The organism is Edaphobacter sp. HDX4 (assembly GCF_036877565.1).
In the GTDB taxonomy this organism is placed as follows: Bacteria; Acidobacteriota; Terriglobia; order Terriglobales; family Acidobacteriaceae; genus Edaphobacter.
Window position 1 is genome coordinate 211,640 of the sequence record NZ_JAEDXW010000003.1, and the last position, 17,813, is coordinate 229,452.

Sequence of the window (17,813 nt, forward strand, 5' to 3'; positions counted from 1 at the left end):
GTTGCTTGGACCAGGCGTTATAGCCGGGGTGCAGGCGAGAAGTTGTGCCTGATATGCGCGACCTTATCGGAATCGAGGTGGTCCAGCTACATCGACGCTGAGATCGCCTTCTACGTGGCTCAACCTGTTCTCCGGGATCGTTTGCTGTCAACTCGATCTGGTACCTTGTCTCGAAGAAGCATGCTTGATTCTGAGGAGTTGCGAGCAAGTGGCAGCAACGGATCTGATCGAACGACTGGTGGAGCATAAGGCAGTAGGTGCGGCTCCGCGTGAGGAGCTGGCCTGGCTGGCGGAACGCGGGGTGCTGCGGAGGCTCGCTGTGGGCGAGATACTGTCGCGCAAGGGCCAGCCGGTCGAGTGGATGTATCTGATTCTGTCAGGTCGGATGGCGTTGTTCGTCGATCGCGGAACCGGCCCAAACAAGTTGGTGGAGTGGCATGCGGGTGATGTTGGAGGGCTGCTGCCCTACTCGCGGATCAGCGTGGCGCCGGGATACTCGATGGCGCTGGAGCCTACGGAGGTGCTGGCGCTGCATCGAGACGAGATGCGGGTGATGGCACATGAGTGCTTCGAGCTGACGTCGCTGCTGGTGCATCGGCTGGTGGACAGGGCGAGGTTGTTTACGTCGACAGAGCTGCAGAACGAGAAGATGATCTCGCTGGGCAAGCTGTCTGCGGGTCTGGCCCACGAGTTGAACAATCCGGCTTCCGCGATTGAACGCAGCGTGAGTGTATTGACGGACCGGCTGGAGGAATCGGAGGACGCGACACTGGCGCTGGGGATGGCGCGATTGTCGGAGGCTCAGCTGACGGCGATCGAATCGCTGCGTGAACGGTGCCTGGCCAAGAAGGCATCTTCGCGTTCTGCGATCGAACAGGTCGATCGCGAGGATACGATTGCGGATTGGCTGGCGGCGCGTGGTCTGGACACGCGGGATGCTCCCATGATTGCCGACACGGAGGTAACGCTGGAGCAGTTGAATGCAGTCGCCGCGATGGTGCAGGGGCCGACGCTGAACACCGTATTGCGATGGGCGGCGAGCGGGTGTGCGGTGCGAGGGCTCGCATCGGAGATTCGTGGTGCATCGATGCGCATCTCGAGCCTCATCGTGGCGGTGAAGGGCTTTACGCACATGGACCAGGCGATGGTCGCGGAGAGCCTCGACCTGACCGTCGGTCTGCGCAATGCGGTGACAGTGTTGCATGCGAAGACGCGGGATAAGTCGGTGAAGGTGACGCTGGACGTGGAAGAGGGTCTGCCGCGAGTGATGGGATACGCTGCCGAGCTGAACCAGATATGGGGGAACCTGCTGGACAATGCGCTGGATGCGGCCCCGGACGGAGGTTGCGTAGGCGTGCAGGCGGCCCGCGATGGCGAGCGGGTTGTGGTGCGCATCATCGATAACGGCGCGGGGATTCCCGCCGAGATTCAGTCGAGCATCTTCGATCCATTCTTCACGACGAAGCCGATGGGGCAGGGGACTGGACTGGGACTGGATATCGCATTGCGGCTGGTGCGCCACAATGACGGCGCAATCGATTTCGAATCGCGTCCCGGCAGAACGGTGTTCCGGGTTTCGCTGCCGAGTGCAACCTGAGAGCGTGATGCGGCGCACGGACGGTCCGTTGTTGCGCAGGAGAGACACTGGACATGGTCGGTGGAGTGAATCACATCACCTTTGCGGTAAGAGATCTTGAGGCATCGTTCGCGTTCTACGCGGATGTGCTGGGTATGCGGCCTGTGGCCAGGTGGTACAAGGGCGCTTATCTCGAAGCGGGATCGGACTGGATCTGCCTGTCGCTGGATGACAGGACACGGAGCGGAAGTCTGCCGGAGTACACGCATGTAGCCTTCACGATGAGAGAGGCTGAATTCTCCGCAGCGGTGGAGCGGCTTCGTGCATCGGGTGCCGAATGCTGGCAGGAAAACCGAAGCCCGGGGAGCTCGTATTACTTCCTCGATCCGAACGGACACAAGCTGGAGATCCACACCTCGAATCTCGAGGAGCGGATGCGAGAGCTGCGCAAGAATCCACCGAGAGAGCTGGTCATCTTTGATACCGCGCGGGATGGTGCGGCGGAGTGAGATGTCTTGCCTCTGGGTCGCGATGATTGTCTGTTGCGATGATCGTCCTTGTGATTGACTGAGTGCTTATTCGAGCATTGAGAGCAGAAAATGCGAGTCACTCCCCGCAGACAGCAGCAGGCCCGGAGGATCGCACTGTGGAAAGAATCCTGCACAGGGGTTCGTCTTTTCTCGCGATTCCATAACCGACGTATGCTAGCTTTCTTGAAAGAGAGAAGAAAGGAGATACACGGATGAGTGTTACGCTGACAGATCCGCGCTACCCTATCGGACGATTCGAACGTCCAGAGACAATTTCTTCTGAAGAAAGGCAAAACGCCATCGCCACGCTGGCGGAGTTGCCGGAACAGCTGCGGAATGCGGTCGAAGGGCTGGGTTCGGGGCAACTGAGCACACCGTATCGTGAAGGCGGCTGGACAGTACGCCAGCTGGTACATCACATTGCGGACAGCCACATGAATGCCTTCATCCGTATGCGCCTGGCGCTTACGGAGGACTGGCCGACAATCAAGCCTTATAACGAGCAGGCCTGGGCCACGCTGCACGACTCTGCCGCTCCTGTGGAGTGGTCGCTCGAACTGATTGAAAGTCTCCATGCCCGCTGGGTCATGCTGCTGCAGTCGTTTACTGAAGAGCAGTGGCAGCGGGGTTACCGTCACCCGGAGAATGGCGAGACGCCTTTGGATGTGGCGACTCTGATGTATGCGTGGCACTCCCGCCACCATGTCGCGCACATCACCCATCTGCGCGTCAGCGAAAACTGGTAGGTCAGATGGCTGGTATTTATCTGGCGGAGAGCAGGGAGCAGATTGCGCGATGTTTTCCAGTCATGCACCAGCTCCGGCCCATGCTTGCAGCAGACACGTTTGTAGAGCGAATTGAACAGCAGCAACGCGAGGGGTATCGTCTCGCGTTTCTCGATCACGAGGGAACTGTAGCTTCGGTCGCAGGATTTCGCGTGATGAGTGTTCTCTGGAGCGGAAAGACACTCTACGTGGACGATCTCGTCACGGATGAGGCGATGCGTTCGCACGGATTCGGCGCCCAGATGATCTCATGGCTGGTGGCGCGGGCTCGTGAGGAGGGCTGCCAGACGTTTTCGCTGGATTCAGGAACACACCGGAACGAAGCTCACGCCTTCTACTTTCGTCAGGGGCTTCGCATCACGGACTTCCACTTCCAGATGCCGCTTTGAGAGGCGAGCGGACGCAGGTGTGTTAGCGTTCGGCTATGCCTTTCACTCGTGGAGCAGGAGCCGGTCTATCCGGCATGGCACGCAAGCCGATGGAGGAGCAGCCGCCCGAGGCGATCGCTGCAGCCATCGAGGAGTTTCTCTCTCGTTACCCGAATGCTGCGGTATTGGAAGAGGGCCGCGTCCTCTTCGATATGCGCTCGGGAAAGTATCGTCTCGCGGCCGACCACGGTCGCTGTACGTTCCATCTATGGAACGAAGAGATAAATCTCATCCGCCGGGTGGTGTCTGTTGAGTCTCGCGGCGCCATGCTGCGGGTCTTTGTGCTCCGTTTCGGACAGACAAGGCCGCAGGTTCTGGAGCTTGCTGCCGATCGGGACAGAAGAACGCCATCCACTCGTGAGGCTACGCGGACGAAGTATCTGCGCGTGGTGGAGCGGGTGCTCCTGCGTGCTTTTCCGCAGTGGAAGGTGGAAGGCCTGCGGACGGCGATGGACCTGGAGAAGAGCTTCGGACCAGCGTACGCGCGGGGCTCGATGGTGCAGGGACAGCAGGCGTGGGCCGTCGTGGCGGTCAATCCGGAAGAGGCGCAGGCTACCGTCGATGGAATCCTGACGATCGGCATCCTCTGGCTGGAGTGTTGCCGAACCACGGGGGATGGACGCCGCGTCTGGCAAGGGCTGAAGCTGATCGTGCCACAAGGCATGGGAACGCTGACGGCGACGCGCATGGGCTGGCTGAACCATCGCGCGGCACAGTGGGAGCTGTGGGAGCTGAATCCTCAGACCGAGGATCTCGAGCAGCGAGAGCCTGCGGACACGGGCAATATCACCACCCGCCTGATTCATGCTCCGGATCGGGCTGCGGTACGGGAGCGCTTTGCAGCGGCGGAGATGCGCGTCATGTCCATGATCCCGGAGTCCGCAAGGGCAAAAGTTGAGGCAATCGTTACGAGTAGTGCGGGGATGATTTTTCTGCTGCATGGGTTGGAGTTTGCGCGAATTCGCGCCGGCTATGCGGGCAACTCCTTCAACGTGCAGGAAGAGATCACCTTTGGGGCTGGGGCAAACGAGACGGCTCTTACCAGCGATACGGAGCAGGAGCTGCGTGAGCTGGTGGAGCGTCTGTTTGAGCGAAGGCACGCAGGTGGCGACAAGCGGGATCCGCTGTATCGGATGCAGCCCGAGCGCTGGCTGGAGAGTGTTCTCCGGCAGGATCTCGAGCCTCTGGATGCGCATCTCGATCCGCGACATGTCTACACGCAGGTGCCTGCCTTTGTCGGCGGAGATCGTGGAATGCTGGATCTGCTGGGTGTTCTTCGCGATGGCCGGCTCGCCGTCATCGAGTTGAAGGCGGAGGAGGATCTCCATCTGGCGTTGCAGGGACTCGACTATTGGATCCGGGTACGCTGGCATCATCTCCATGACGACAATGGCTCAGGGAATGGCTATGGAACGGGAGGGCTGCAACGGGCGGGCTACTTTAGTGATGTCGTTCTCTCGCGACGGTCGCCCAGGCTCTATCTGGTGGCCCCGGCGCTAAGGGTGCACCCTGCGACCGAAGTCGTTCTGCGGTATCTTTCCCCTGATGTCGATTGGGAGCTGGTCGGTCTGGACGAACGCTGGCGCCGGAAGTTGAAGACGGTCTGGCGCAAGCGCAGCACGGATCGTCCGTCGAGCTTCGCAGCTACCGTCGAGTAAGGATTGAGTATGCGAACGATGAAATCGAAGCGAACCCTGACTCTGTTGCTTTTGAGTGCTGGGCTGGCGCTGTTCTGTTCCGCTGCATCTGCACAGAAGGCGGCGCAGATAACGGACCCGCACTGGAAGCTGGTGTGGAGTGATGAGTGCAACGGTCCGGATGGAAGTCCTCCGGACCTGGCGAAGTGGACCTTCGACACGGGCGGCAGCGGCTGGGGAAACAAGGAGCTTGAGAGCTATACATCGAGACTCGAGAACGCGCAGCAGCGAGGTGGAAATCTTGTCATCACCGCGCGCAAGGAGAACTATATCGGTCTGGACGGCATAGAACGGCCCTACACTTCCGCGAGGCTCACTACGAAAGGTCAGTTCACTCAGGCTTACGGCAGGTTTGAAGCAAGAATGCAGCTGCCACTGGGCAGGGGAATCTGGCCTGCGTTCTGGATGATGGGCGATGACATCGACGCGGTTCGTTGGCCTGCTGCCGGGGAGATTGATGTCATGGAAAACATCGGCGAGGCGGGGCGCATTTACAGCACGCTGCATGGCCCGGGTTACAGCGGCGCGAAGGCGATCTCGGCGCCGTATGATCTTCCTGCCGGCGAGGCCGTGAATGCAGGCTTCCATGTCTATGCGGTCGAGTGGTCGCCAGAGCGCATCCGGTTTTACTTCGATGACAGATTGATCGTCGAGCGAACCCCGAACGATCTTCCGCAGGGAACGAAGTGGGTCTACGATCACCCGTTCTTTATGATTCTGAACGTCGCGGTTGGCGGAGCCTGGCCCGGTAATCCGGACGAGTCGACTGTGTTCCCGCAGCGGATGCTGGTGGATTATGTGCGGGTGTATACGCGGCGACCGTGAAGCTGAGGCGTGTTGAATTGGAACCGCAGATCCTTCGACGCAGCTGCGCTTCGCTCAGGATGACACGGTGATGGTTGATGCGAACTGGCGGGAGGCGCAGGGTAATTCTGTATCGCACGATGCACCGCATCTTGTTCTTGGTGCGCGGTTGAGGTTCAGTCGCAGTAAGCCGCTTCTGTCAGAAGAACGTTGTCATCGTGGACGAGATCGTCGGCTGCGATGGAGTTCTGTTGCGACTCGAAGAACTTCTCTACGGCATCGATGACTGCGTTGCCGTTCTTCGAATCGAAGATCTGTTTCCGCAGGGCTCCTCCGCCGGGGACGCCGTGGGTGAACCAGGCGGCGAATTGCTTCATCTTGCCGACGGCGTCGCGATGGCGTTTGTCGCGGGCGATCTGTCCGGCGGCGATGATGGCCTCGGCGCGAGCGGCTTCGGCGGCCTCTTCGAGAGCGATCTCGTCGACCAGCATCTGGAAGTAGGTGCGGATCATGCGGTAGCGGTCGTCGTTGGTCGGGATGTCGTAGGTTCCGACGCCGGTCGCTTCCTTCGTGGCGGTGTATTGCGCGATCTGGCGAAAGATCCATGGATTGGAGGGCGCGGTGCGGCCGATCATGACGGCATCGCATCTAGTCTTTTCGACCATGGCGGCGGCGTCTTCCGGGGTGCGGATGTCGCCGTTCCCGATGACCGGGATTTTGACGGCGTCCTTGACGGCGGCGATGTACTCCCAGCGCGCCTGTCCGGTGTAGCCGTCCTCGCGGGTGCGGGCGTGGAGGGCGCAGGCGTTGAGCCCACAGTCTTCGGCCATCTTTGCGAGTTCGACGCAGACGATGTGGTGGTCGTTCCAACCCATGCGGAACTTCACCGTGAAGGGAATCGTCACCGCGGAGCGGATGGCTTTGAAGATGCGCTCGATCTGCGGGAGATCCTTGAGCAGGCCGGAGCCGCCGTTACAAGCAACGACGCGCTTGGCGGGGCAGCCGAGGTTGAGGTCGACGATGTCGAAGCCCGCGTCCTGAACGATGCGGGCGGAGTCGGCGAGGGTCTTGGGATTGGAGCCGAAGAGCTGCGCGGCGATGGGATGCTCGTCGTCGTAGTAGGTCAGGTAGCGCTTGCGCTTGGTCTCGCGCATCCGGGAGAGGCCGTCAGCCGAGGTGAACTCGGTCATGATGAGCCCGCAGCCGGACTGCTGGTTCGTGGTCTCTGCCTCTACGTTGGTGAGATCCTTGGCCCACATCCCAGGATCGAGAGGTGGGGCACCCGCGTTGGAGGAGAACCGCAGATCCTTCGACTTCGCTGCGCTTCGCTCAGGATGACAATTCTGAGATGAGGATGCGGTGAACTGGCTGGCGTTTTTGATGAAGCGGCGGAAGACGGTGTCGGTGACTCCGGCCATGGGGGCCAGGACCGTTGCCGGAGCGATGGTGACGTTGCCGATGTTGAAGCTTGCGGGTACGCGTGCGTGCGTGGGCATTGCGTGCTCGACGGGCGAGTCCCACTTCTTCTGTTCGAGGGTGTACCGCTTCTTCATGGCTTGGTCAGTATCTCAGGCGTTCCGGGCAAATAAGAAGGCCCCCGCAGGGCGGAGGCCTCCCGTTTGATGCTGTCTCCGCTTACTTGCTGGCGGCGGCTTTGCCTGCGTCCGACTGGGCGAACTTGCGGCGGAAGCGCTCGACGCGTCCAGCGGTGTCGATCAGCTTCTGCTTGCCGGTGAAGAACGGGTGGCAGGCGGAGCAGATTTCGAGCACGATATCGCCCTTGTGCGTGGAGCGGGTCTCAAATTGAGTTCCGCAGGCGCACTTGACGGTGATGGTTTCGTACTTCGGGTGAATTCCTTCTTTCGGCATAACGATCCTTTCGCCGGACGTTCTTTACGCCGGCGCGTGAGATTTGCTTGTTCGGTTTCGCGGATCGCTTGCAACGGTATGGTCACGTCACATCGATGTGCCTGTCGCGAGCCCGACGCCTTTGGAGCGGCAAGCTTTCTTTATTTTATCACCTTGGCCGGCTTTAGAACAGGATCGGAGCGGCAGGGTGGCCCACCCCCTCGAATCTGCGCAAAATCTTCCAAGCAAAGGACTTAGGCTTGGACTTCAAGCGTAAATTCCTGAAAACAAGAGGGTAAGTATGTAAAATATTGATTTCAGGCGAATTACGATTTGTTGCCCGATATTTCCTCGCTAAATATCGTCTGGTCTTATTCTACCGTTTCGGTGAGGGAGAACAGGCAGGTTTCGGCATGCCTTTCCAGGTTGATAAGCCTATTATTTTCATGGACATGATGAACCGTCTGCGTTTTTGGAGGGCTTGACAGCCGGAGAGGGTGATTCCTGAGTAGGTGAGTGTCCGGTGCTGGACAAGACTTCTCGTTTTTGGACACCGGGGAAGAGCGCGTCGGCGAGTGGGTGTTGTATTCAGGGCGGTTTTGCGTGTGCGGTTCTGGCCGTGGGCGTGCATCTGGAGGAGACGCGGGAGACGATTTCTGCGGTGTGCCTCGGAGGACTCGAGGCGCTACAGGAGAAATACAGGGATTCTTCGCTTCGCTCAGAATGACAGCTTTCGTGGGAGTGATCGGGATTCAGGCGTCAGTCGGGATTGAGGCGTCGATCGGGATTCGGGCTTGATCGGTCTTCGAGCTTCGATCGGGATTCAGGCGTCGATTGAATTCAGGCAGGTAGATTCTACGGTCATCTGATTTTGAAACTTTCGAAGTGTTTGAGAGGAGCCAAGCTATGACTACCGTGTTCCAGGATGTGCGGTTTGCCTTCCGGCAGTTGAGAAAGACCCCGGCGTTTACGGTGACAGTGCTGTTGACCCTGGCGTTAGGGATTGGGGCGAATGCAGCGATCTTTACGCTGGTGAACGGCGTTCTGCTTTCGAGCCTTCCAGTGACCGATCCGGCGACGCTGGTGCGGGTGGGAGACGGCACGGATTGCTGTGTGAACGGCGGCTCGAACTCGGATGGAAAGTATTCGTTGTTCTCGACGGAGACGTATCACTACCTGCAAAAGAATCTGCCGGAGTTTGAGGACATGGCGGCGATGCAGGGGGGCTTTCCGTTTTTTCCTCTGACGGTTCGGAGGGATGTGCCGGAGGCGCAGGCACGTTCGGTGGTGGGAGAGTTTGTCAGCGGAAACTACTTCCGCACCTTTGGGCTGAAGCCGGTGGTGGGGAGGATGCTGACGGACGCTGACGATCGCCAGGGCGCGCCGATGGTTGCGATTGTGAGCTACTCGACGTGGCAGCACAACTTTGACGGCGACGCGGGCGTGATTGGAAGGACGCTGTGGGTGAACACGAAGGCGGTAACGATTGTGGGGGTGGCTCCCAAGGGATTTTTCGGAGACCGGCTGGTGGCATCGCCTCCGGAGTTCTATCTGCCGATCGAGTCGATGCCGGTACTGGCGAATGCGACGTTTGTCCACGACCCATCGCTGCAATGGCTGGAGATTATCGCGCGGCCTAAGCCGGGGGTGACGATTACGCCCGAGCTGCAGCAGAAGGTGAACGCCACGCTGAAGCAGGTTCTGGGAACCTATCCGGACTTCAAGGGCACGAAGGGAGAGTTGCTGTTGGCAAAGGCCTACGCGACGCTGGCGCCGGGGGGCGGTGGAATCCAGTTTATGAAGGAGCAGTACGAGGCCAATCTTAAGCTGCTGATGTGGGTGGCGGGGCTGGTGCTGCTGATTGCGTGCGCGAATATAGCGAATCTTCTGCTGGTGCGCGGCATGGAGCGCCGGACGGAGATGAGCGTGAGAGCGGCGCTGGGAGCGCAGCGGGGACGGCTGGTGCGACAGATGCTGACGGAGAGCGTGGTGCTGTCGGTGCTGGGAGGAGTGGCGGGGCTGGCGGTGGCGTATGGCGGAGCGAAGATGTTGATCGCGCTGGCCTTCCCAGGCGAGCAGGCGGTGACGATCAACGCGAGTCCTTCGCTCGAGGTGATCGGCTTTGCGTTTGCGCTGGCGCTGGTGACCGGGGCGCTGTTCGGGATAAGCCCGGCGGTGATGGCGGTGAAGGCGCAGCCGGCGGAGGCGCTGCGAGCGGGCTCGCGGACGACTGCTTCGGGAGCGAGCATGCTGCAGCGAGGACTGGTGATCCTGCAGGCCGCGCTTTCGCTGGTGCTGCTGGTGGGAGCAGGGCTGTTCGCGCAGAGCCTGGGCAAGCTGGAGAATACGGATATGAAGCTGGATGCGAGGAACCGCTACATCATCCACTTCAACCCGCAGGCGGCGGGGTATAAGACGACGGAGGTGGAGGCGCTGTACCGCACGGTCCAGGAGCGGTTTCACCAGATTCCGGGAGTGGTGAAGGTGGGGATCTCGACCTACACGCCGATGGAGAACAACAACTGGAGTACAGGCGTGCAGGTGGCGGGCGAGCCATGGAAGAAGCAGCACGCCTCGTATGTGAAGGCTACGCCGGAGTACTTCGATTCGGTCGGCACGAAGGTGGTGTTGGGGCGCGGGATCGGCGTCCAAGACACGTCGTCGGCGCCGGCGGTGGCGGTGGTGAACGAGACGTTCGTGAAAAAGGTCATGGACGGGCGCAATCCGATCGGGATGAGGTTTGGGGGCGTCGGTCCGAAGGACTCGACCGACTTCACGATTGTGGGGGTGGTGGAAGACACGGCGTATACCGACGTGCGCCTGAAGGACCACAGCATGTACTTTCTGCCGATGACGCAGCGGAGGCCGAGCCGGATGGACCAGCAACGGATCGGCGACGATCTGAGCCTGTACGCGGCAGCCATTGTGGTTGAGACGGACCGGCCGATGGAGGAGATGGAGACTGCGGCACGGAGGACGCTTGCGGGGATCAATCCCAACCTGACGGTGGTGAAGTTTCAGACGTTCCAGCAGCAGATTAATGACCGCTTTAACAACGACAGGCTGGTGGCGCGGCTGACAACGCTGTTTGGAGGGTTGGCGCTGCTGCTGGCGGCGATCGGACTGTATGGCGTGACCACCTATACGGTGGTGCGGCGGACGCAGGAGATCGGGATACGCATGGCGCTGGGAGCGGACCGCGGCGGTGTGGTGACGATGATTCTGCGCGGCGCGATGGTCCAGGCGGCGGTGGGGCTGGCGATCGGAATCCCTGTGGCTTTGCTGTGCGTGCGCTATGTGACGTCGCAGCTGTATGAAGTGACGAAGGTGGATGCGAGGATTCTGCTGGGTGCGCTGGCGACGCTGGGTGTGGCGGCGGCCGTTGCAGGGCTGATTCCGGCGAAGAGGGCGGCGTCGATCGATCCGATGGAGGCGCTGCGGGCGGAGTAGGTTGAATCTGGGGTGGGGCAGAACCGCAGATCCTTCGACTGCGCGGCTGCGCCGCTTCGCTCAGGATGACACCTGCGAAAGTGGCTGCGTTGCACTTCGCCAGGATGACACGTTTGAAAGTGGCTGCGCTTCGCTTTCTCATTTGTAGGTCGATTCCTGTGGAGATTCAGGTCGAAACGCCTGGGGGAGATTTCCTTGATTGGGTGGGGATTGTCACAGAGGCACGGAGGCGCGGGTGCTGCGATACTAGAGGGACCAATGGCTGAGATCTGTCCCATCTGCGAGGGCGCGGGGCTGCGGGTCGTCGAGCGCGACGGCCGCCGGTTTGCGGAGGATTGTGTCTGCCGCATCGCCCATCGTGCCCAGTTGCGCATCAAGCGGGCGGGTATTCCACGACGGTACGAGCACTGCACGCTGGAAAGCTACGATACGCAATTTCCTTCGTCGCATCGCTCTCTTGGGTCGGCGCTGCTGCGGGCGAAGCGTTTTGTCGAGAGCTATCCGCTGGAGACGGATGGGACGGGACTGCTGCTGACGGGAAACATCGGTGTGGGCAAGACTCATCTGGCGGTGGGGATTCTTCAGGCCCTGGTGGTGGAGCGCGGGGCGAGCGGACTCTTCTATGATTACCGCGACCTTCTGAAGCAGGTGCAGAACAGCTACAACCAGCAGGTTCGGCAGACCGAGCTCGAGGTGCTACGACCGGTTTTTGATGCTGAGGTCCTGGTGCTGGATGAGCTGGGGGCTGCCAAACCGACGGATTGGGTGTGGGATACGGTGGCCCACATCCTGAACACGCGCTACAACGATCGCCGCACGACCATCATCACGACCAACTACGCCAATCTGCCTCCGCTGGGAACCGTTGGGGGAGATGCGGCAGTGCGTCTGCGTGAAGAGACCCTGGGGGATCGCATCGGAGAGCGCATGCGATCGCGCCTGCAGGAGATGTGCGTGGTGATGGAGATGCAGGGAGAAGACTTCCGCCAGAAGGTCAAACGTGCGAGTTTCGCGTAGCGGAAGGACGCGGTTTACATGACTGTGGCAAGCAGGACCAGCCCCGCCGTGAGCGTGGCAATGCGATAGGCATAATCGGCAGCGCGGGATGAGGTCGCAGGAGTACTGAGCACCGTCTTCGCTCCTGCGCAGGCTGCGACGGGGCGAATCTCGGGGAGTGCTCCCTTGGGATCTGACGAGTTAGATGTACGGAATGCGAAAAGGGGAGTCATGCCCGTTCTCCTGCTCTAAAGCAGTAGATGTCGATGCTTGTCATGATGATGCACCCTCCTGCTGATTATTGTGATGAAAATTGCGATAACCCCGGGCGTATGAAGCTTTGGAGGTTCGTAGTGATGACGGTTCCGCACTTGCGAGTGGAGCAGACGGTATAGAATTTCGGCCAGAGATGAGCGACGAAGAAAAGATCGAGCGAGCAGCTGAGGAGACGAGGTCGCACAGAGATAAGATCGTCTCCGGCGAGCAAGCGGAGGCTCCAACCATCCTTGTTTCGCCTACGGAGCGATCCGGCGGGATGCCGCTTTCGGCGTGGCTGATTGCAGGTGCGGTCGTTCTCGCGATTGTGGCGGCACTGCTGCTCCTGGGCCATCGCAGGGCTCCGGTCGTCACGGGAGTTCAGCCTGCGGATGCGTATGCCGCAAACCTTCCTCTAACGCAGCTGCAGATGAGCGAATCGACGAGTCTCTCCGGAGGCAAGTCGACGTTTATCGACGGACATATCCGTAACCAGGGTTCGGCGGTGGTGACGGGGGTGACGGTTCAGGTTCTGTTTAAGAATGAGGAGCAGATGCCTCCCCAGGTGGAGACTGTTCCGCTGACGCTCATCCGCACCCGCGAGCCTTATGTCGACACGGAACCGGTGCGTGCGGAGCCGTTGAAGTCCGGGGATGAGCGGGAGTTTCGGCTGATCTTCGAGTCGATTCCGGCGAACTGGAATATGCAGATGCCGGAGATCCGCGTGATCAAAGTCGAGAAGCGGTAAGGCATTCTCAGCAGATATCTTTTTCCCGCTTTCATAGTCTCCCAGAAATACTTACCGGGCTCCCGGAAGAAATTGCAGACGTTTCTGGGGAGGGAGATTTTTTCCCATCTGAGCCGGTCGTCTAAGCTTCCTGTTTTCAACCGAGTTAGCGTGAAAGGAGTTTGGCACGCTACATGCTAGAGATCAGGGTGTACAGGCGTCTGAAACGGCAGGCGCAGTGCATGAGGAGCGAAGACATGATGAAAACCGGAACTAAATTTGGTCTCTCAGTTGTAGTACTCGGCACCGCAATGGGTATGAGCGCACTCGCGCAGTCAGCAACCCAAGCCAATCCGCCGGCACAGGACACGACCTCTGCCTCGGCGTCTGGAGCACCAAGCCAGATGAGTGTCGATGACAAGTCGACTTATGCAACGGGCAAGCCCTTGGAATCACAGTCCAAGGAAGGATTCTGGGGTCATATGAATCCGCTGGCCCGGAAGAAGTGGGTTCATAGGCAGGTGGATCCGATCAAGGATCGCACCAACGAGCTTGACCAGCTTCAAGCGAAGAATGCAAACGACATCCGCGACGTAGACTCCCGCGCCACGGCCGGGATCAACAAGGCCCAGAGCGCCGCACAGCTTGCTGACCAGCATGCCGCCGCAGCCGCCAACCAGGCAAATGCCGCACAGCAGCTGGCAAGCAATGCAAGCAACCGCACGACCTCGTTGAACAACACGGTCACCAACCTGGACCAGTACTCGGAGATCTCCTCCGCTTCCGTTCCTTTCGTTCAGGGACGCACGAGCCTTGGTCCCAAGGCGAAGGCTGAGCTGGACGATGTCGCCGCCAAGCTGGCGAGCGAGAAGGGCTATATCGTCGAGGTTCAGGGCTATAGCCGGTCGGGCGTGCAGACGTCGCAGGCGATGGCAGATGCAGTTGCCCGTTATCTCGTTACCGAGCATCAGGTTCCCGTCTACCGTATTTATCGCACCGGCCTCGGACGCAATGTTGCGAAGTCCGACAATGGAGAGAAGGCCGTGGTCAATGGAGTTCGCGTGACATTGTTGCACAACAGTCTGGCAACCATGGACAGCAGCTCTGCATCCAACAACGTACCCGCCTCGCCCCAGAGTTCCACGTCGGGCGTCAGCGCACCACCCGAGGCCAATCAGTAAACGTATAGCCCTCCCCCAAAGGGCGGCATGGACACTCTCTGTGTCGCCCGCAAGATTGAACGGTTTGCTGGTGAGCGGCCTAGATCGCTCCCGCAATAGACTCTCCTAACCAGAGAGAACCAAGGCAGATTGGCCCCTCGAGCGAGGGGCCGTTTTTTTTTACATTTTTTGAGGAAGTGACAACTACAGAAAGGAGAACCAAGGAGAGTGGTTGCTAAGTTGTAAAGAGATGCTAGGTTACCGCAGAGTGAATTGCAAGAAGTTGTTCAAGAACGCCCCGAAGATGGTTCAAGTGCAGGGCGTTGGCACCGTCGGATTTCGCCTGAGGGGGATTGTCATGGACCTCCAGAAAGACTCCATCGACACCCGCGGCGACGGCCGCCCGGGCGAGGACGGGGATGAACTCCGGCTGGCCGCCTGAGACGCCGTTTGCGGCAGAAGGTGTCTGGACTGAATGAGTTCCGTCGAATATGACGGGGGCAAACTCCCGCAGGATGGGGAGGGCGCGCATATCGACGACCAGGTTGTTGTAGCCAAAGCTCGTGCCTCGCTCGGTGAGGGAGACCCGGCCGCAGCCGCTGTCCCTGACTTTTTCCACAGCGTGACGCATGTCGGCTGGAGCGACAAACTGCCCCTTCTTAATGTTGATGGCACGATGGTTTTTGGCAGCGGCTTCCGCAGCTGCGATCAGCAGATCTGTCTGGCGGCATAGAAAAGCGGGGATCTGGAGGAGATCCACGGCCTCTGCGACGCGGCCGCAGTCTTCCGCCGTGTGCACGTCGGTGAGCACCGGCAGGCCGGTACTTTTGGCGATCGAGCCCAGAATTCTTGTTCCTTCTACGACTCCCGGACCGCGAAAGCTGTGGATGGAGGTTCGATTGGCTTTGTCGTAGCTGGCTTTAAAGATAACGGGAATGGAGAGATCAGAGGTGATGCGCTGGATTGCGTCGGCCATGCTGCGGGCGTGGTGCTCGGATTCGATGACGCAAGGCCCGGCGATCAGGAAGAGCTTTCCCCGGCCTATGGAGATTTCGCCGATATCGAAGGGGTGGTTGGTAGCGTTGCTCACAAGAGATATTTGACCACGGCGGAAAGTTTTTGGAGCGAACCCGCTAAAGTTGCATCTACAACGAGTGGAAATGTTGCATATGCAACTTTCAAAGGAGAGTTTCCATGAGCCTTCTCAGTCTTTCTGCACTTGTTCTTGGTGTGGGTATGCAGGCACAGGGCGCCGCTGTTCCTGCACCTCCTCCTGTACCGGTAACCGACGTGATGGTGCTGCTTACGCGAAAGCCGAGCGTCAGTATGCCCGATCTGATGAAGGTGTTGCCGGAAGAGGCTCGGGAGACGATGCTGCTGTATCTGAACGGAAAGATCGATCAGTGGTATTCCCGCGCCGATGGCAAGGGCGTGGTCTTCTTGCTGCGTTGCCAAACGGTGGACGAGGCCAAGGCGATGATGGGAGCTTTGCCGCTGGACAAGGCGGGGATGGTCGATCTGGAGTTCATTCCGGTGGGGCCACTGGCTCCGATGCGACTGTTGACGAAGCCGCAGACGGGTGAGACTGAAGCGAAGTAGGGTTAAGCAATGAACGGAAGACGGACGAATGATCCGGCATGCGCGCTGGCCGCGACGAGGCGCACGGCTCGCCTGATGACGCAGTTCTATGATGCCTGCCTGTCGGAGGCAGGCATCGAGGCTGCGCAGTTTGCGTTGCTGATGACACTGGATTCGACCGAGGGGATCGGACAGGCGGCACTGGCGCAGATGCTGGGGATGGATAAGACGACGCTCTCCCGGAATCTGAAGCTTCTACGAGATAAAGACTGGGTAGAGTCGGCCCCGGGGAAGGATGCACGGCGGAGAAGCATCTCGCTGACGGCGGAGGGCAGAGCGCGAGTGCGGGAGGCTCGGCCAGGCTGGCGTAAGGCAGGGGAAGAGCTGCGCAAGGGAATGACGGAACGTGAGTGGGCCGGGATGTGGGCGAGCCTGGAGGCGATCCACAGGGCCGTGGCGAAGGCGGAGGAGCGAAGGAACCGTCGCTAGATCCCCCAGCTCAGGATTGAAGGTGCTGCGAGATGGAGAGGATGTTTCCATCCGGGTCTTTGAACCAGGCCACCTGTGCTGCCCCTCCTGGTGCAGACCAGATGCCGGAGACGTCTTGCTCGAGGAATGGATATTTTTCAAAGGAGATCCCAAGCTGGGAGAGTTCACGAACAGCAATGTCGATATCGGGAACCTTCCAGCCAAAGATGGTGTAAGGCGTGGGAGAGAAAGATCCCATGCGCACGAGCCGGACATCGATGGCGCCGGAGCGAAGGACAAGAGCAAAGCCGTCGTCCGATAGGAAGTTGAGGCCGAGGATCTCGACATAAAACTGCCGCGACCTGTTGGCGTCGATGATGGGAATAAAGGCGATGGGATCGTTGAGGGGAAGCACGGCGGCGCTCCTTTTCGTTACAGCCTGAGCTCCCAATCCTGAGAGATGAGCTCCTTGCCGAAGGCAGTGTACGGCTTCTGCTGCACGAGGCGATATCCTTCTTCTTCGTAGAGGTGACGTGCGGCATCAAGGACGCTGTTCGTCCACAGCACGATGCGCTGATAACCGGCTTCGCGCGCGAAGAGTGTGCACTGGCTGACGAGCGTGCGTCCGAGACCCAGACCGCGCGCGGATGGGTCAACCAGCAGCAGGCGGAGGCGTGCGGTGAGAGGACTTGTGGCGGGTTGCTCCCGGTCCCGCACGAGGAAGATGCATCCCAGGCGTTTTCCATCACGCTCTGCGATCCAGCAGCGTTCCCGTTCCGGCTCAAGGTTGTCGATGAAGTCAGCAGCGATGCGAGCTACGAGAGCTTCGAATCGTTCGTCCCAGCCATATTCCTGCGAGTAGAGCAGGCCATGACGTTCGACGACCCAGCCGATGTCGCCGGGGCGGTGGGTGCGCAGCAGAAGGCTTTTTCCGTCTGGCTGCGCAATCTGTCTGGTGCCGTCGTCGGCGGAGGGCGAATGGATTGCCATGATCGTTCGGTGTGGCTGAAATCCGAGTCCGGAAGTAGTTTAGCGCTTCGGGGAACGACCGAGATTGGTGAGGATGAGAGTGAAGAAAGAGAGTCCGCGACGGCCTTCTTTGCTCGAGGCGCGGCGGAAGAGCTGCCAGAGTGAAGGAGGAGTGTCTTCGCGCCTGTGTTCTTCTGCTCCCTGGTGCAGCGCGTGGGAGAGAGGAGCGAGGACGGCGGGATCGAGGGAGGCGAGCACTTTGCCGGCCTCCAATAGATTGAGCAGGGCGGTCTTGCCCTCCGGGGTTCCGGCATATTCGGCCAGACGCCCCGCGATCTTATCGCGAGCGCTGACGAGACCATGGACGGCGTCGAGGGTGCCGTTCTCGTGGGCAGCCTGAAGGATGTCATAGACGACCAGCAGCGCCTCGGCATGTTCTCGCGGCGCACTGGCCAGGCGGCGTTCAAGCTCCAGATGCGGATCGAGGAGTTGCGGCTTGAAGCTAAGAGGAATGGCCATCGGGAGATCCTTTCTGCCGGACT

At 60.0% G+C, this 17,813-nt stretch carries 19 protein-coding genes; 12 read left to right on the plus strand and 7 right to left on the minus strand.

From position 1 onward, the window contains the following. The first annotated feature begins 208 nt into the window (after positions 1-208). From JAO29_RS05075 to JAO29_RS05100, 6 genes are all read left to right on the plus strand, one after another. Positions 209-1,597, plus strand: a complete 1,389-nt coding sequence (locus JAO29_RS05075) for a sensor histidine kinase (protein WP_334267100.1) — start codon at positions 209-211, stop codon at positions 1,595-1,597. A gap of 53 nt (positions 1,598-1,650) precedes the next feature. Beyond that, positions 1,651-2,085: a fosfomycin resistance glutathione transferase gene (locus tag JAO29_RS05080; protein WP_334267101.1), complete on the plus strand. Its 435-nt coding sequence runs from the start codon at positions 1,651-1,653 to the stop codon at positions 2,083-2,085. A gap of 233 nt (positions 2,086-2,318) precedes the next feature. After that, positions 2,319-2,852 (plus strand): YfiT family bacillithiol transferase, encoded by a 534-nt coding sequence (locus JAO29_RS05085; RefSeq protein WP_334267102.1) that lies wholly within the window; start codon positions 2,319-2,321, stop codon positions 2,850-2,852. A gap of 5 nt (positions 2,853-2,857) precedes the next feature. After that, positions 2,858-3,280, plus strand: coding sequence for a GNAT family N-acetyltransferase (locus tag JAO29_RS05090; protein WP_334267103.1), 423 nt, complete (start codon positions 2,858-2,860; stop codon positions 3,278-3,280). Positions 3,281-3,354: 74 nt separating this feature from the next. Continuing rightward, positions 3,355-4,977, plus strand: a complete 1,623-nt coding sequence (locus JAO29_RS05095; RefSeq protein WP_334267104.1) for a hypothetical protein — start codon at positions 3,355-3,357, stop codon at positions 4,975-4,977. 18 nt (positions 4,978-4,995) lie between these two features. Further along, positions 4,996-5,841, plus strand: coding sequence for a glycoside hydrolase family 16 protein (locus JAO29_RS05100; RefSeq protein ID WP_334267105.1), 846 nt, complete (start codon positions 4,996-4,998; stop codon positions 5,839-5,841). Positions 5,842-5,996: 155 nt separating this feature from the next. Here JAO29_RS05100 and JAO29_RS05105 read toward each other — a convergent pair whose 3' ends face one another. After that, a complete protein-coding gene (locus tag JAO29_RS05105; RefSeq protein ID WP_334267106.1) occupies positions 5,997-7,373 on the minus strand; it encodes a tRNA dihydrouridine synthase in 1,377 nt (458 codons plus the stop codon). An 82-nt stretch (positions 7,374-7,455) separates the two neighbouring features. Next, positions 7,456-7,689: a 50S ribosomal protein L31 gene (gene rpmE, locus JAO29_RS05110; RefSeq protein ID WP_334267107.1), complete on the minus strand. Its 234-nt coding sequence runs from the start codon at positions 7,687-7,689 to the stop codon at positions 7,456-7,458. An 885-nt stretch (positions 7,690-8,574) separates the two neighbouring features. Here rpmE and JAO29_RS05115 point away from each other — a divergent pair. Both JAO29_RS05115 and JAO29_RS05120 read left to right on the plus strand, forming a co-directional pair. Further along, on the plus strand, positions 8,575-11,118 hold the full coding sequence (locus JAO29_RS05115; protein ID WP_334267108.1) for an ABC transporter permease: 2,544 nt from the start codon (positions 8,575-8,577) through the stop codon (positions 11,116-11,118). Between the two features lie 258 nt (positions 11,119-11,376). Beyond that, positions 11,377-12,135, plus strand: coding sequence for an ATP-binding protein (locus JAO29_RS05120; protein ID WP_334267109.1), 759 nt, complete (start codon positions 11,377-11,379; stop codon positions 12,133-12,135). 14 nt (positions 12,136-12,149) lie between these two features. Here the strand turns inward: JAO29_RS05120 and JAO29_RS05125 are convergent, their stop codons facing one another. After that, complete coding sequence (locus tag JAO29_RS05125; protein ID WP_334267110.1) at positions 12,150-12,347, minus strand: hypothetical protein; 198 nt, start codon at positions 12,345-12,347, stop codon at positions 12,150-12,152. A 176-nt stretch (positions 12,348-12,523) separates the two neighbouring features. Here JAO29_RS05125 and JAO29_RS05130 point away from each other — a divergent pair, with 176 nt between their 5' ends. Further along, a complete protein-coding gene (locus tag JAO29_RS05130) occupies positions 12,524-13,117 on the plus strand; it encodes a DUF2393 family protein (RefSeq protein WP_334267111.1) in 594 nt (197 codons plus the stop codon). 236 nt (positions 13,118-13,353) lie between these two features. Continuing rightward, positions 13,354-14,277 (plus strand): OmpA family protein, encoded by a 924-nt coding sequence (locus tag JAO29_RS05135; RefSeq protein WP_334267112.1) that lies wholly within the window; start codon positions 13,354-13,356, stop codon positions 14,275-14,277. Between the two features lie 232 nt (positions 14,278-14,509). On the opposite strand, the gene kdsA is transcribed toward JAO29_RS05135, so the two are convergent. Then, positions 14,510-15,346, minus strand: coding sequence for a 3-deoxy-8-phosphooctulonate synthase (gene kdsA / locus JAO29_RS05140; protein ID WP_334267113.1), 837 nt, complete (start codon positions 15,344-15,346; stop codon positions 14,510-14,512). Positions 15,347-15,450: 104 nt separating this feature from the next. Here kdsA and JAO29_RS05145 point away from each other — a divergent pair, with 104 nt between their 5' ends. After that, positions 15,451-15,855: a hypothetical protein gene (locus JAO29_RS05145; protein ID WP_334267114.1), complete on the plus strand. Its 405-nt coding sequence runs from the start codon at positions 15,451-15,453 to the stop codon at positions 15,853-15,855. Positions 15,856-15,864: 9 nt separating this feature from the next. Then, entirely contained in the window at positions 15,865-16,323 is a 459-nt protein-coding gene (locus JAO29_RS05150; protein ID WP_334267115.1) for a MarR family winged helix-turn-helix transcriptional regulator, read from the plus strand. 10 nt (positions 16,324-16,333) lie between these two features. Here the strand turns inward: JAO29_RS05150 and JAO29_RS05155 are convergent, their stop codons facing one another. The 3 genes from JAO29_RS05155 to JAO29_RS05165 are packed head-to-tail and all read right to left on the minus strand — an operon-like array spanning position 16,334 to position 17,790. Continuing rightward, positions 16,334-16,717 carry a VOC family protein gene (locus JAO29_RS05155; protein WP_334267116.1) on the minus strand — a complete coding sequence of 128 codons (384 nt, stop codon included), beginning with the start codon at positions 16,715-16,717 and terminating at the stop codon, positions 16,334-16,336. A 17-nt stretch (positions 16,718-16,734) separates the two neighbouring features. After that, a complete protein-coding gene (locus tag JAO29_RS05160; protein ID WP_334267117.1) occupies positions 16,735-17,292 on the minus strand; it encodes a GNAT family N-acetyltransferase in 558 nt (185 codons plus the stop codon). 39 nt (positions 17,293-17,331) lie between these two features. Next, positions 17,332-17,790, minus strand: a complete 459-nt coding sequence (locus tag JAO29_RS05165) for a DUF1641 domain-containing protein (RefSeq protein WP_334267118.1) — start codon at positions 17,788-17,790, stop codon at positions 17,332-17,334. Positions 17,791-17,813: the final 23 nt, after the last annotated feature.